This window comes from Bacillus sp. FSL R5-0512 (assembly GCF_038593295.1).
GTDB classification, from domain to species: domain Bacteria; phylum Bacillota; class Bacilli; order Bacillales; family Bacillaceae; genus Bacillus; species Bacillus safensis.
Window position 1 is genome coordinate 3,088,122 of record NZ_CP151982.1, and the last position, 13,516, is coordinate 3,101,637.

Below are 13,516 nucleotides of genomic sequence, written 5' to 3' on the forward strand. Positions count from 1 at the left end.
AAAGGAAGGATTTGTTTTTCATTTAAAATAAAAAAGCCAGGGATATCCCCCGGCTTTTCATTCACCTTGATGACGTTTTTTTAATACCTTTAATACATCATCAAGCGGCAATTGCTGTTCGCGTAATAATACTAGAAGATGATAGAGGAGGTCAGCAGTTTCCCATTTCAATTCTTCTTGATCCCGGTTTTTCGCTGCAATGATCACCTCGGATGCTTCTTCCCCTACCTTTTTCAGGATTTTATCAACCCCTTTTTCAAATAGATAGGTTGTATAAGCCCCTTCTGGCATTTCCGCCTGACGCTTTGCAATGACCTGTTCAAGTTCATTTAATATCGCAAAACGATCCTGCTCTTCGCTTTGGCGCTTCACGCCTTCTTCCGAAAAACAGCTATAGCTGCCAGTATGGCAGGCTGGGCCGCTTGGCGCGACAAGGACAAGCAGAGCGTCCTTGTCACAGTCATATCGAATAGAAATCACTTGCTGGGTATGTCCCGAGGTGGCGCCTTTGTGCCAAAGCTCGTTTCTCGACCGGCTATAAAACCATGTTTCACCTGTCTCCAGCGTTTTTTCATAGGATTCTTGATTCATATACGCAAGCGTCAATACTTCCTTACTTTGAGCATCCTGTACAATCGCAGGAATCAGGCCTGCCTCATTAAAGGTTAATTCATTTGCCTGTTTCATCTGACCTTCACCCCGTGTTCTCTCAAATATGTCTTCACCTCATGAATGGAGGTTTCTTTATAATGGAAAATAGATGCTGCTAATGCTGCATCAGCTTCTCCTTTTGTAAAGGCCTCGAGCATATGCTGGGCATTGCCAGCGCCGCCAGAAGCAATAACTGGCACATTGACTGCCTCTGATACAAGCTTTGTCAATCGATGGTCAAAGCCTGTCTTTTCACCATCGGCATCCATACTTGTCAGCAAAATCTCTCCTGCCCCTCTCTGCACAGCTTCCTTCGCCCAGTCGCTGACCTCTAAATCTGTTTGACGGCGTCCTCCGTGTGTATAGACCATGTATGCTTTTTTCTCTTCATCGTATTTTGCATCAATTGCAACAACGATACACTGGGAGCCAAAAAAGTCAGCACCTTCTGAAATCAGTTCCGGCCTTAACACAGCTGCTGTGTTGACAGATACTTTGTCTGCACCCGCTCTTAATATACGCTTCATGTCATCAAGGTGGTTAATCCCGCCTCCCACCGTAAATGGTATCGCAAGAGTGGACGCGACTTGTTTGACCACATCCACCATCGTTTTCCGGCCTTCATGAGAAGCGGAAATATCAAGGAAGACAAGTTCATCCGCCCCTTCCTCATCATAGATCTGCGCTAATTCGACCGGATCACCAGCATCCTTTAAGCCTAGGAATTGCACCCCTTTGACAACACGCCCTTCCTTCACATCAAGACATGGGATGATTCGTTTTGTCATCATATGCGGTCAAGCCCTTCAAATGCTTCTGCTAAAGTAAACTGCTTTGTGTAAAGTGCTTTTCCAACGATCGCACCAGACACACCAGACTGTTTTTGCGCTGACAGCTTTTGAAGATCAGCTACTGCGCTGACACCACCTGAAGCAATCACTTGTTTGCCGGTTGCTTCTGCTAAGCGAACCGTGCTTTCTACATTGGGACCAGACAGCATGCCATCCATTTGAATATCGGTAAAAATAAAGACCTCTGCGCCTTCCTTTGCCAATTCCCTGCCGAGTTCCTCTGCCTTCACTTTAGACGTTTCAAGCCATCCTTCAGTTGATACAAAGCCATTTCGCGCATCAATCCCAATTGCGATTTTCTCTCCATATTGCGCCAGCATTTTTTTCACAAAGACTGGGTTCGAAACAGCTGAGCTGCCGAGAATCACTCTATCTACGCCGCTCTTTAAATAAAAGGCAACGTCTTCTTCCGTCCGAATACCGCCGCCGATTTGTACCTTCACATCTAAGGAGGAAGCAATCGCCAGCACATGCTCATGATTGACACGTTTCCCTGCTTTTGCACCATCTAGATCGACAAGATGAATCCATTTAGCTCCTTCTTTTACAAATTGCGCGGCCATGTCGAGCGGTGAATCTCCATAAATGGTTTCTTGATCATAATCTCCTTGCACAAGACGTACACATTTGCCATTTCTCATATCAATCGCTGGATATAATGTAAACTCACTCATTTGTTCACCTTCTGTTCGTTTGCTAATTGAATAAATTGTTTGAGCAGCGCCATTCCCGTTGTACTGCTTTTTTCAGGGTGAAACTGTGCTCCAAGCACATTTCCCTTGCCAACAACAGCTGGTACTTGAACACCATAGTCCGCGCTTGCTAATTGCTCATCTGGATTCATATCACTCACATAATAAGAATGAACAAAGTACGCAAATCCTTCTGGCACACCGTCAAACAATGGGGAGGGCTGATGAAACGTGAGCTCATTCCACCCCATATGAGGTACCTTCAGCCTTTGCCCGTCCTGATCACGATCCTTTAAAAGAACGACACGCCCTTTTAACAGACCCAATCCTTTTGTGTGTCCTGCCTCTTCGCTTTCTTCAAATAACAGCTGCATGCCAAGGCAAATGCCGAATAACAGCTTTCCTTCCTCTACGACTTGATGGATAAACGCCTCAAGTCCAGTCTCTTTTAACAGCTGCATTGCATCATGAAACGAACCGACCCCAGGCAAAATATAAGCATCTGCTTTTTTCAGCTCCTCTACATCAGAGGAGACGATATAGCGGGCACCTGCTCGTTCCAGTGCTTTTGATACGCTGAACAAATTTCCCATTCCGTAATCAATGACTCCGATCATTAGAGCATCCCCTTTGTTGAAGGAATTCCTTTCACACGTGGATCAATGGTTGTTGCTTCATCTAAGGCACGTGCCATCGCTTTAAAAATGGCTTCAATTATATGATGTGTATTGGTTCCGTAGTGAACAATGACATGAAGGTTGATCCGGGCTTCAAGTGCAAATTTCCACAGAAACTCATGCACTAGCTCTGTATCAAAGGTACCAACCTTTTGACTTGGAAAGGCCGCTCTCATTTCCAAATGAGGACGATTGCTTAAGTCGACCACGACCTGGGCAAGTGTTTCATCCATCGGAACAAAGCTTGATCCATACCGCTTAATTCCCTTTTTATCGCCTAACGCTTCCTTAAACATTTGCCCAAGTACAATGCCGATATCTTCTGTTGTGTGGTGATCATCAACATCCGTATCTCCTTTCGCATCGACGGTCAAATTAAAGTGTCCATGCTTCGTAAATAAATCGAGCATGTGCGTCATAAAAGGGACATCTGTTTGAATATCCGCTTTTCCTTCTCCATCAATTTCTAGCGCTAATGAAATGTTCGTTTCATTTGTTTTTCTCGATGTTTTCGCCTGTCTCATTACGATTCCTCCCGCTTTCTCGCTTCAATCGACCTTGCATGTGCTTCAAGCCCTTCTAATCTGGCAAAAGCCGCAATGCTTTCCCGGTGTGTTTCAAAGGCTTTTTGACTATATGAAATAATGCTCGTTTTCTTTTGAAAATCAGTCACACCAAGCGGACTGGAGAATCGAGCTGTTCCGTTTGTTGGCAGCACATGATTCGGTCCTGCAAAATAATCGCCCACCGGCTCTGGACTATAGCGTCCCAAGAAAATTGCGCCAGCATGCTTGATTTGACCAAGAAGTGCTTCTGGGTATGCTGTCAGCACCTCTAAGTGCTCTGGTGCTAATTGATTGATGACGTCTACTGCACGATCGATTGATTCTGTCACGTAAATACGGCCATGATCTTGTATAGATTTTGCTGCGATTGATTTTCTCGGTAAACTATCAAGCTGCTTTCTTACTTCAGCCTGCACGCTTTCAGCAAGTGTCTTAGACGGTGTCACCAAAATACTAGATGCCAGCGCATCATGCTCTGCCTGCGAAAGTAAATCCGCCGCTACCTCATGCGCGACTGCTGTTTCGTCTGCTAGAACTGCAATTTCACTTGGGCCTGCAATCATATCAATGTCTACCTGACCAAATACTTCCCGCTTTGCCAGCGCGACATAAATGTTGCCTGGACCTGTGATTTTATCAACAGGTTTGATGCTTTCCGTTCCATAGGCAAGTGCCGCAACCGCCTGGGCACCGCCCATTTTATACATCTCAGAAATACCAAGCTCCTTCGCCGCAGCCAAGACAGCGTCAGAGAGACAGCCATCTTTCCCAGGGGGTGTCACAAGAACGATTCGTTCAACGCCTGCGACTAGCGCAGGGATCACATTCATTAATACAGATGATGGATAGGCAGCTGTTCCACCGGGGACATACACACCTACCGCATCAAGCGGTGTTACTTTTTGACCAAGCATTGAACCATCCTTTTGGTGATAAAACCAAGAGGACGTCAGCTGGCGCTCGTGGTATGTGCGAATATGCTTGATAGCCGTTTGGATAATCTGAATCATCTCTTTATCCAAGCGGTCGCAGGCTTTTGCCATTTCCTCCTCTGTGACAAGTGGATCTTCAATCAACACCCCGTCAAATTGCTTTGTAAAAGACCGTACAGCTTCATCACCATTTGTTCTCACTTCTTGTATAATGCGCTGAACAGCCTGACGCTGCTCTTCTGTTCCTGTATCTAAGGACCGTTTGAGTGAGAGAGTATCTGTCTCACCTTCTTGTATGCAGGTGATGTTCATGATGTTTCCTCCCCTTCTCCAATGATTCTTGCAAGACGCTGCGCCATTTCATCGATCACCTTATCCTTCATCCTATAGCTCACAGGATTGACAATAAAACGTGACGTGATATCACAAATATGCTCCGTTTCCACAAGGCCATTTTCCTTTAGTGTTTGACCTGTGGAGACAATGTCCACAATGCGATCGGCAAGCCCAATGAGCGGTGCTAATTCAATGGAACCATTCAGCTTAATGATCTCCACCTGCTCCCCTTGCTCTCTAAAATAGGACGATGCAACATTTGGGTACTTTGTCGCCACACGCGGTGCGACACCCCCCCAGCTCGCTCCTGGCAAGCCAGCAACAGCTAAATGACATTTACTGATGTTTAAATCGAGCACTTCGTACACATCACGAGCTTCTTCAAGCATGACATCCTTCCCTGCAATGCCAACATCCGCCACGCCGTGCTCTACGTAGGTGGTCACATCCATTGGCTTGGCTAAAATAAAGCGGAGGTTTTCTTCTGGTACATCAATGATTAATTTTCTTGAATCCTCGAATTCCTCTGGCAGCTGGTACCCCGCCTGTCTTAACAGCCCTGCTGCTTCTTCAAATATCCGGCCCTTTGGCATCGCCATCGTCAACACTTTACCCATTTTGCTCTTCCTTTCTAGCGCCGATAAAATAAGTCACCTGCTCAAATGCCTTGGTCATCGCGTCAATATTTTCAATCCCCGCTAAGTCTTGCAGGACGATCTTTTTCCCTTTTGACCGCTCCTTTTCTGCAAAAGCAAAAGCTTCCAGTCTTTGTTCTTTGCTAAAAATCACAGCCTCCTGCGGCTCAACAATTTCTTTTGCATCGAGCGCTTCAAGAAGACGGTCTAGTCGAAGTCCGAACCCTGTAGCTGGCGCGGGTGCATCAAAATGAGCAAGCAATTGATCATATCTCCCGCCGCTTCCGATGACCGACCCAACATGATCTGCAAATACTTCAAACAAAATACCCGTATAATAGCTCATATGACTCACCATGCTTAAATCTAAACGGATATATTCTGTACAGCCGTAATCTTCAAGTGTCTCCCAAAGCGACTTTAACTGTGCGAGCACTTCTTTTCCTTCTTGTGAAACGACGATTTCCTCTGCCCGCCCTATAACCTCTTGGCCGCCTCTTAACTCTAAAAGCTGTAACAGCCTCGTTTTATCGATGGAGGAGAGCGGTAATTGTTTCACATGCTGACGGTATCCCACATAATTCTTTTCATATAAGAAGCGGCGAAGGACATTTGCACGCTCTGTATTTCCGAGTACATCGACAAATAACGTCTCTGCTAAAGCGACATGCCCGATCGCGATTTTGAAGGACCTTAGCCCGGCATTTTTTAAGGCAAATACGGCAAGCGCGATGACTTCAGCATCTGCACTAATCGAACCATCACCAATCAATTCAATTCCGACCTGCTCAAATTCTGACGGCCTTCCGCCTTCTCTTTCCTGCGCTCGGAACACGTTGGCTGCATACCCAACACGAAGCGGATACGCCTGCTGGTGAAGCTTGGAAGCCGCCACTCTTGCAATCGGCCCCGTCATATCAGGTCTCAGTACAAGGGTTTGCCCGTTTTGATCAAGCAGCTTAAAGAGCTGTGTATCTGTAATCGCCGATTGAACACCGACTGTATCGTAAAATTCAAGCGTTGGTGTCTCCATCAAACGGAAACCCCAACCAGTCATGACCTCTGTTAAAGAATGTCTCACTTTTTTCTTCGTCTCATACAATCCAGGTAATGAATCTCGCATACCATATGGTTTCTCAAACATAAACATGTTCTTCCGCACCTCCAACACATTAAAACAAAAAATTCCGAATCCTTTAGTTCGCTAATATGATAATATGCTAACAAAATAAAGCAATTAAATCAATCATTTTTATTTCCCCCTATTTTCATCAACATATTCTGGAATTATTACATTCAAGTGACACCTGTGCCTTTTCTGTATGTTCGAAGAAAGAACGTGCTATAATACTTAAAAATATTGAATAACACAGGAGATTAACAGTGAAGTTCATCCAGACATTCATCTTAACTTTGTTGTGCGCATGTCTTGTTTATTTCGGCTTTATATACGTTTCGCAAATCGATCAAGTCAAGAAAACAGCTTCGCCGCAAAAAGCAGCAAAAGAAAACGATACGGCACTTGCAGCTGAAGAAACTCGTTCAACGAAAAAAGCAGAAACCACACATCATTCATTAAAAGGAAGCAAAAAAGCCATGGACGTCACCCTCTACAATCAAATGGATGCGCCAAGGCTTTATAACGGATGCGAAGTCACGAGCTTAGCGATGCTGCTTCATTACAGCGGCTATGAGCATGTAACGAAAAACAAGTTGGCAAATGAAGTAAAACGTGTTCCGCTCAATTATGAAAATGGCTTAAAAGGAGACCCTCATGACGGGTTTGTAGGCGATATGGAGAATGGGCCGGGTCTTGGTGTTTACCACGAACCGATTTATCAGCTTGCGAAAAAATATGCAGGCGATCAAGTTGTCGACTTAACCGGAAAGCCTGTTAAAAAGGCCATCTATCAATCACTTGAAAAGGGCTATCCTGTCTGGGTGATTACGACATCCACCTTTGACAAAACAGATAACATCGAAACTTGGAATACACCGAATGGCAAAATAAATGTAAGCTTTAATATGCATAGCGTGGTCATCACAGGCTATGACAAGGAGCATGTCTACTTGAATAACCCCTATGGAGAAAAGAATCAAAAAGTCGACCGTGATCAGTTTGAAGATTCTTGGGAACAGATGGGCAGTCAGGCGATTATCATTAAAGCGTAAAAAAACAACCTCTATCCGCATAGAGGTTGTTTTTGAATGATTTATTTTTCTAATAATTCCTTCAGGCGGTCTTCAAGCTTTTCAGCTGTCATCGCACCTCCGCCCAGGCTGAAGTATTCTTCCCCTCTTTTTAATAAAAGTGTAGGATAGCCGTTCACCTGAAGTTGATGAACCTTCGCAAAGTCGGCATACGCATCATTCATCGCTTCTTTTGTTTTCATGCGTTCAATGACTGCGTCAGGATCAAGATGATGCGCCAAAGCGATCTCCCGATACGTTTCTTCATCACTCAGGCTTTTTCCGTCTTGATAAAAAGCCTTTTGCATCGATGAAGCCAAGTGCAATGCGCGCTCAGGTGCGATGGATCTTAATGAAGAAAAACCAATGGCCGCAGCCTCAGAGTCTAAAAGAAACGTTCCGTTTGCTAACAGCTCCTGATAACGTTCACCAAACTCGACACCAGTCAGCTGACTAATACGCTGATTTGCTTCTGAAATGTGTGGATAATCCTTTATTGGAAGACTTCTTTCCCCTACAAATAAACCACCCGACACAAGTGTTAATGATATCTCCGGATGATTTTCATGCAAAGTGCGGATACTATTTGAAAATCCATAACACCAGCCACAATACGCATCCCATACATAGATGAAAGACAATTCTTGCTCATTCATACGTTAGACTCCCCATTTATCATTTTTAGGCGGTCATGAAACTGCTTATTCAGCTTCAGATACAACGGTAAAACGTTCTCCAACATGGGCTGCCTGCTCCACCTCATCAACCAGCGCAATGGCGTAGTCAGCATAGCTCACATAGCTGTCACCTTTAGAATTGACAATCAGATGGTCTTTCCCTTTCACGTAAGAACCTGTACGTTTGCCAGCTGGATTAAAGAACGCAGCTGGACTGAGGAAGGTCCATTTTAATCCCTCTGTCTGTTGAAGATCTTTTAGGTTTTCTCCTTGCTGTGAAGCCGTAGCAGCATATTCTTTAGGAAACTCTGGTGTGTCCACTAGTCTTGTTGTTTTCGCCTCATCTACAAATAGACTTCCTGCTCCGCCCACAACGATCAAACGAGTCTCAGGTGCCTCTTTTAAAATATCGATCAGCTTTTTCCCAGCTTCTACGTGAAGGTGCTCTTTTCCAGCAGGTGCGCCAAATGCATTTACAATCACATCAAAGCCTTTGATGTCTTCTGCTTGCAAGTGAAACACATCCTTCTCAAGAACAGCTAGTGATGAATCTGTCACCTTTTGTGCATCTCGGACGATCGCCGTTACTTCATGTCCTCTTGATTGAGCCTCTTTCACAATTTCTTGTCCTGCTTTACCTGTTGCGCCAATAATTCCAATTTTCATGTTAACTCCTCCTGCAATATGGTTTTATGTTGATAAAGAAAGGTGTAACTAATACGGTTACAACAGAGGTAAAAAAAATTGAATAGATCATCCAATTTTTTTGATTAGCACATGCGTTAGTTCACTTAATTTGATCTCAGCAAGTACTTGCTCCATCGCACTTTGAGCGCGGCATAAAATTAATTCAAGCACCGCTTGAATATTTGCACCGATCGGACAGTCAGGATTTGGGCTTTCATGAATTTGAAACAATTCTCCCTCATCCACGACTTCAACCGCTTTATACACATCGAGCAGTGTGATGTCGTCTTCACTGCGGTTCAGCTGAGAACCGCCTTTGCCAAGACTCGTTGAGATTAGGCCAGCTTTTTTTAATTTACTCATAATGCGGCGGATGACCACTGGGTTTGTATTCACACTTCCTGCGATATCCTCCGATGTCTGTAATGATCCTTTTTCAAGTGATAGCAAGGCCAGAATATGGACAGCGACAGTAAATCTGCTGCTGATTTTCATGTTTTCTCACCTCTGTTGTAATCATTATAGTTACACCATGTCACATTGTCAACAAAAAAGTCTGCCGAGCTACTCAGCAGACGTAGATTGACGTGCTTCCATTTCTTCTTTCGTATAAATCATGCGCATTGGATTTCCTCCAACAAATGAGCCTGCTGGCACATCCTTATGAACAAGTGTACCAGCCGATACGATCGCACCATCCCCAATGGTCACACCAGGTAAAATAGTTGAATTAGCTCCAATTAAAACTTCATCACCAATATAGACTTCCCCAAGTCTGTACTCTTTAATCAAATACTCATGGGACAAGATGGTCGTATTATAGCCGATCACACTATTTCGACCGACAGTGATTTTCTCAGGAAACATCAGATCAACCATCACCATTAAGGCGAACGCCGTATCCTCGCCGACCTTCATACGAAGAAAGGTTCGGTATATCCAATTTTTCATTCCCATAAAAGGCGTGTACCTTGCCATTTGAATAAAAATGAAGTTTTTCACCACTTTGAAAAAGGGAACTGTCCGATAGACTTGCCGCAGTGAATTGACCCCTTTTACAGGATAACGATCTGTTTTTCTCAACTTAATCAGCTCCAACAATCGCCAGGAGATCACTCATTTTCTTCAGCATGAAATCAGGGCGATGCTTTAAAAGCGCCTCTTCTCCCTTAATAGACCAAGCAACACCTGCCGTTTTTGTTCCGGCCGCTTGACCAGACAAAATATCGTGATAATTATCACCGACCATCACCGCTTCATGCGGATCACTGCCAAGCTTTGATAATGCCAGCTGAACAGGCTCCGGATGCGGCTTCTCATTTTGCACATCATCGAGCGTCACAATGACCTCAAAGAACGGCTCTAAACCGGTCAGCTTCAATCCCATTAAAACCGTATCCCGTATCTTCGTTGTGACAATACCGAGCTTAAATCCTCGATCCTGCAGGACTTTCAATGTGTCTATAACGGTCTCATATTCAGTCACAAGCAGATCATGCTGCTTATGATTAAACGTGCGGTACATCTGAATCATATCATCCGTCAAATCAGGGTCCATCGCAGAGAATGTATCAAACAAGGACGGACCAATGAAATGAAGAATATCCTCACGGCTGTACTGACCAGGGTAATAATGATCCAGCGTATGCTGAAATGAAGCAATAATTAATTCATTTGTATTGATTAATGTGCCATCTAAATCAAATAGCACTGTGTTGATCGTCGATTCGTTCATATGGCTTCCTTTCTAACAGCTGCAAGTTCCCGCTTCCGCCAAATATAGCTAATAGCAGCTGTCAATAAAATTGCAGAAATCAGGCGGATGACAAGAAGCGGCCATACTGGAATACCAAGTGGTATAAAAATCAGCGTATCTTCGACCACCGCATGGCAGGCAACGAGGAAAATAAAGGCAAGAGTTAAGTCCTTTTTACTCACACCGTCCTCTTCCACTGCCTTCATCATCACGCCGGCTCCGTACGCCAGACCAATCGTTAATCCAGCCACCATCGTCATAGATGTATTTTCTTTCATTCCAAGCATTCTAGTAAAAGGTGACAGCCACTTAGACAGTGTATGAAGCCACCCTAAATCTCTCATGAATTGAATGATGATCATGAGAGGGATGACGATACAGGCGAGCTGGAGCACACCGAGTACAGCTTTTTGTAAAGCAAGCAGGACGATCATGTACCAGCTGGAAGGCACATCAGCCGCCTGAGCTGCCGTCAGTAGTCCATATTGCGCCGGCTCCTCGCCTCCCTGCCAAACGAGATGAATGACAATAGCCGAAATAACAGCAAGACTGATTCTGACCAACAAAATCACAGACACTCTCAGTCCAACCTTTGCTGCCACTGTCGATTCGATGATCAGGTTATGGCAAAAGGACAGCATCACTGCCAAAATAAACACTTCCTTCACAGGAAGCTCTAATGTCAAAATGGCTGCAATCCCCGCATACAAGTTCAGCATATTTCCTAATACAAGCGGAATAGCCGCTTCTCCCGAAAGACCAAACACCCCCATAAATGGCCGAATGAATTGTATGATCCAACCCATTACAGGTGTATGCTGCAAGATACTGACGAGAATGGTAACTGGAAAGATGACTTTGCCAAGTGTCCAAGTTGTCGATAGCCCTGCCTTCAAGCCGTTTTTCCATGTCTCTCCCATCTCTTATGATCCCCCCTGCTTAATTCGATGAGTTGTTCTCTTTATACGGAATCGATGCGTATCCTTTCATTCTTCTAAAGAAAATCAGTAGAACAGCCACTACGAATATCGCAATCGAAATCATCTGTGCGATTCGAAGATGCTCTGTCAGCATTAAACTGTCTGTTCTCATCCCTTCTATGAAGAAACGGCCGATTGAATACCAAATTAAATAAGACAAGAAGATTTCGCCTCTTCTCAGCGATGTTCTGCGTAGTAAAATCAATATGACAACACCGGCAAGATTCCATAATGATTCGTATAAAAACGTCGGGTGATAATAGGTCCCATCAATATACATTTGATTAATGATAAACTCAGGCAGATGCAAATTTTCTAAAAAGGTTCTTGAAACCGCCTCACCGTGCGCTTCTTGGTTAATAAAGTTCCCCCAGCGCCCAATTGCCTGCGCTAGTAAAATACTAGGTGCTGCGACGTCAGCTATTTTCCAAAAGGATACCTTTCTCACTTTTGTAAAAACGATGGCTGTCAGCACGGCACCGATCAGCCCGCCGTGAATCGCAATTCCACCATTCCAAATTTTAATGATTTCGTTTGGGTGCTGCTGATAGTAATCCCATTCGAAAGATACATAATAAATTCGTGCACAAATAATTGCTATTGGAATGGCAAATAAGATTAAGTCAATAAACATATCTTTATTGATTCCTCTTTTTTCACATTCTCTCAGTGCGAGCCAGAGTCCAAGCAAGGCCCCGATCCCAATAATCACACCATACCAATGAACCGAAATAGGTCCAAGCTGAAAAGCGATCGGATCAATTGGCTGAATTGCTTCGTTCATATAGTCAACTCCTATTCATCCTGGCCATTGTCTTCAATGACATCGGCAAGTTTACTTGTAAATTGTTCTGCTGCATTATGTCCCATACGTTTCAGCCTGAAGTTCATCGCAGCCACCTCAATGATGACAGCTAAGTTTCGACCTGGCCGTACAGGGATCGTCAGCTTCGGCACATCTGTATCGATGATGCGCATTTTCTCTTCTTCAAGTCCTAAACGATCATACTGTTTGCCTTGTTCCCAAAGCTCAAGGTTCATTACAATCGTAATTCTCTTATAGCTTCTAACAGCGCCTGCTCCAAATAAGGTCATCACATTAATAATACCTAACCCGCGGATTTCCAAAAGATGTTCAATCAGCTCTGGTGCGCTCCCGACTAATGTATCCTGATCCTCTTGACGGATTTCCACGCAATCGTCTGCGACCAGCCGATGTCCCCTCTTCACTAATTCTAAGGCTGTTTCACTTTTTCCTACTCCGCTTTTCCCAATTAATAATACACCTACACCATATACATCTACGAGCACACCATGAATAGCAGTCGTTGGTGCAAGCTTACTTTCTAAAAAGTTGGTCAATCGACTCGAAAGTCTTGTCGTTTTTAGGCTAGATCGTAAAACGGGCACGCCATTTTCATTTGATGCTTCGATTAATTCCTTCGGGACATCACGATCTCGTGACAAAATAATGGCAGGGGTAATATCTGTACAAAGAGACATCATTCTCTGCTTTCGTTCGCGTTCTGGGAGCTGTTCAAAAAAAGAAAGCTCTGTTTTCCCTAAAAGTTGAACTCTTTCTTTTGGGTAATATGTAAAATAACCAGCCATTTCAATACCTGGTCTGGAAAGATCACTGATTGTAATGGGACGATTAATCCCTTCTTCCCCACTTACCAGTTCAAGATGAAATTGTTCCATTATGTCCTTCGTACGAACTTTCGGCACGCTTCTTCCTCCTTTTATCACAGGCGATTCAGAAATACAGCTCTATTTTATCACTTTCAATGATGAACCCAAAACAGTATTTTATCCTGTTCCTGTTTGACCGCCCTAACTGGTATAGACAACTATACTTAAAAAGAGTAAACTTAAAGTAAAGATAA

The 13,516-nt window shown here is 44.0% G+C and carries 17 protein-coding genes; 1 reads left to right on the top strand and 16 read right to left on the bottom strand.

The annotated features are described in order from the left end of the window. Positions 1-57 precede the first annotated feature (57 nt). The 8 genes from hisIE to NSQ25_RS16000 are packed head-to-tail and all read right to left on the bottom strand — an operon-like array spanning position 58 to position 6,490. Entirely contained in the window at positions 58-687 is a 630-nt protein-coding gene (gene hisIE, locus NSQ25_RS15965; RefSeq protein ID WP_041115607.1) for a bifunctional phosphoribosyl-AMP cyclohydrolase/phosphoribosyl-ATP diphosphatase HisIE, read from the bottom strand. Beyond that, a complete protein-coding gene (gene hisF, locus NSQ25_RS15970; RefSeq protein ID WP_034281034.1) occupies positions 684-1,442 on the bottom strand; it encodes an imidazole glycerol phosphate synthase subunit HisF in 759 nt (252 codons plus the stop codon). Before hisF ends, hisIE begins: the two co-directional genes overlap by 4 nt. Next, positions 1,439-2,176, bottom strand: a complete 738-nt coding sequence (gene hisA, locus NSQ25_RS15975; RefSeq protein ID WP_061110122.1) for a 1-(5-phosphoribosyl)-5-[(5-phosphoribosylamino)methylideneamino]imidazole-4-carboxamide isomerase — start codon at positions 2,174-2,176, stop codon at positions 1,439-1,441. Before hisA ends, hisF begins: the two co-directional genes overlap by 4 nt. Continuing rightward, positions 2,173-2,811, bottom strand: a complete 639-nt coding sequence (gene hisH, locus NSQ25_RS15980) for an imidazole glycerol phosphate synthase subunit HisH (RefSeq protein ID WP_326135838.1) — start codon at positions 2,809-2,811, stop codon at positions 2,173-2,175. Before hisH ends, hisA begins: the two co-directional genes overlap by 4 nt. Beyond that, positions 2,811-3,395: an imidazoleglycerol-phosphate dehydratase HisB gene (gene hisB, locus NSQ25_RS15985; RefSeq protein WP_041115604.1), complete on the bottom strand. Its 585-nt coding sequence runs from the start codon at positions 3,393-3,395 to the stop codon at positions 2,811-2,813. The genes hisH and hisB overlap by 1 nt, the downstream gene beginning before the upstream one ends. Continuing rightward, positions 3,395-4,681, bottom strand: coding sequence for a histidinol dehydrogenase (gene hisD, locus NSQ25_RS15990; RefSeq protein WP_326135839.1), 1,287 nt, complete (start codon positions 4,679-4,681; stop codon positions 3,395-3,397). The genes hisB and hisD overlap by 1 nt, the downstream gene beginning before the upstream one ends. Then, positions 4,678-5,322: an ATP phosphoribosyltransferase gene (gene hisG / locus NSQ25_RS15995; RefSeq protein WP_326135840.1), complete on the bottom strand. Its 645-nt coding sequence runs from the start codon at positions 5,320-5,322 to the stop codon at positions 4,678-4,680. Before hisG ends, hisD begins: the two co-directional genes overlap by 4 nt. After that, complete coding sequence (locus NSQ25_RS16000; protein WP_034281040.1) at positions 5,315-6,490, bottom strand: ATP phosphoribosyltransferase regulatory subunit; 1,176 nt, start codon at positions 6,488-6,490, stop codon at positions 5,315-5,317. The genes hisG and NSQ25_RS16000 overlap by 8 nt, the downstream gene beginning before the upstream one ends. A 233-nt stretch (positions 6,491-6,723) precedes the next feature. On the opposite strand from NSQ25_RS16000, the gene NSQ25_RS16005 reads away from it, so the two are divergent. After that, positions 6,724-7,512 carry a C39 family peptidase gene (locus NSQ25_RS16005; protein WP_065214812.1) on the top strand — a complete coding sequence of 263 codons (789 nt, stop codon included), beginning with the start codon at positions 6,724-6,726 and terminating at the stop codon, positions 7,510-7,512. A gap of 41 nt (positions 7,513-7,553) precedes the next feature. Here the strand turns inward: NSQ25_RS16005 and NSQ25_RS16010 are convergent, their stop codons facing one another. From NSQ25_RS16010 to hprK, 8 genes are all read right to left on the bottom strand, one after another. Further along, a complete protein-coding gene (locus NSQ25_RS16010; RefSeq protein ID WP_326135841.1) occupies positions 7,554-8,186 on the bottom strand; it encodes a DsbA family protein in 633 nt (210 codons plus the stop codon). A 45-nt stretch (positions 8,187-8,231) separates the two neighbouring features. Then, positions 8,232-8,873: an NAD(P)-dependent oxidoreductase gene (locus NSQ25_RS16015; protein ID WP_061110127.1), complete on the bottom strand. Its 642-nt coding sequence runs from the start codon at positions 8,871-8,873 to the stop codon at positions 8,232-8,234. Between the two features lie 87 nt (positions 8,874-8,960). Next, entirely contained in the window at positions 8,961-9,389 is a 429-nt protein-coding gene (locus NSQ25_RS16020) for an Rrf2 family transcriptional regulator (RefSeq protein WP_024423567.1), read from the bottom strand. 69 nt (positions 9,390-9,458) lie between these two features. Beyond that, positions 9,459-9,977 (bottom strand): acyltransferase, encoded by a 519-nt coding sequence (locus tag NSQ25_RS16025; protein ID WP_024423568.1) that lies wholly within the window; start codon positions 9,975-9,977, stop codon positions 9,459-9,461. Between the two features lies 1 nt (position 9,978). After that, positions 9,979-10,629: a pyrophosphatase PpaX gene (ppaX, locus tag NSQ25_RS16030; protein WP_024423569.1), complete on the bottom strand. Its 651-nt coding sequence runs from the start codon at positions 10,627-10,629 to the stop codon at positions 9,979-9,981. Then, on the bottom strand, positions 10,626-11,570 hold the full coding sequence (locus NSQ25_RS16035) for a nucleoside recognition domain-containing protein (RefSeq protein ID WP_070326061.1): 945 nt from the start codon (positions 11,568-11,570) through the stop codon (positions 10,626-10,628). Before NSQ25_RS16035 ends, ppaX begins: the two co-directional genes overlap by 4 nt. A gap of 19 nt (positions 11,571-11,589) precedes the next feature. Further along, on the bottom strand, positions 11,590-12,414 hold the full coding sequence (gene lgt / locus NSQ25_RS16040) for a prolipoprotein diacylglyceryl transferase (RefSeq protein ID WP_098677515.1): 825 nt from the start codon (positions 12,412-12,414) through the stop codon (positions 11,590-11,592). Between the two features lie 11 nt (positions 12,415-12,425). Next, the gene (gene hprK / locus NSQ25_RS16045) at positions 12,426-13,358 is read right to left on the bottom strand and encodes an HPr(Ser) kinase/phosphatase (protein ID WP_024423572.1); all 933 of its coding nucleotides are present in this window, start codon (positions 13,356-13,358) and stop codon (positions 12,426-12,428) included. Positions 13,359-13,516: the final 158 nt, after the last annotated feature.

Excerpts from the sequence above, each read along its gene's own strand:
- hisIE (WP_041115607.1), bottom strand. The coding sequence starts at position 687 with ATGAAACAGGCAAATGAATTAACCTTTAATGAGGCAGGCCTGATTCCT.
- hisF (WP_034281034.1), bottom strand. The coding sequence starts at position 1,442 with ATGATGACAAAACGAATCATCCCATGTCTTGATGTGAAGGAAGGGCGT.
- hisA (WP_061110122.1), bottom strand. The coding sequence starts at position 2,176 with ATGAGTGAGTTTACATTATATCCAGCGATTGATATGAGAAATGGCAAA.
- hisH (WP_326135838.1), bottom strand. The coding sequence starts at position 2,811 with ATGATCGGAGTCATTGATTACGGAATGGGAAATTTGTTCAGCGTATCA.
- hisB (WP_041115604.1), bottom strand. The coding sequence starts at position 3,395 with ATGAGACAGGCGAAAACATCGAGAAAAACAAATGAAACGAACATTTCA.
- hisD (WP_326135839.1), bottom strand. The coding sequence starts at position 4,681 with ATGAACATCACCTGCATACAAGAAGGTGAGACAGATACTCTCTCACTC.
- hisG (WP_326135840.1), bottom strand. The coding sequence starts at position 5,322 with ATGGGTAAAGTGTTGACGATGGCGATGCCAAAGGGCCGGATATTTGAA.
- NSQ25_RS16000 (WP_034281040.1), bottom strand. The coding sequence starts at position 6,490 with ATGTTTATGTTTGAGAAACCATATGGTATGCGAGATTCATTACCTGGA.
- NSQ25_RS16010 (WP_326135841.1), bottom strand. The coding sequence starts at position 8,186 with ATGAATGAGCAAGAATTGTCTTTCATCTATGTATGGGATGCGTATTGT.
- NSQ25_RS16015 (WP_061110127.1), bottom strand. The coding sequence starts at position 8,873 with ATGAAAATTGGAATTATTGGCGCAACAGGTAAAGCAGGACAAGAAATT.
- NSQ25_RS16020 (WP_024423567.1), bottom strand. The coding sequence starts at position 9,389 with ATGAAAATCAGCAGCAGATTTACTGTCGCTGTCCATATTCTGGCCTTG.
- ppaX (WP_024423569.1), bottom strand. The coding sequence starts at position 10,629 with ATGAACGAATCGACGATCAACACAGTGCTATTTGATTTAGATGGCACA.
- NSQ25_RS16035 (WP_070326061.1), bottom strand. The coding sequence starts at position 11,570 with ATGGGAGAGACATGGAAAAACGGCTTGAAGGCAGGGCTATCGACAACT.
- lgt (WP_098677515.1), bottom strand. The coding sequence starts at position 12,414 with ATGAACGAAGCAATTCAGCCAATTGATCCGATCGCTTTTCAGCTTGGA.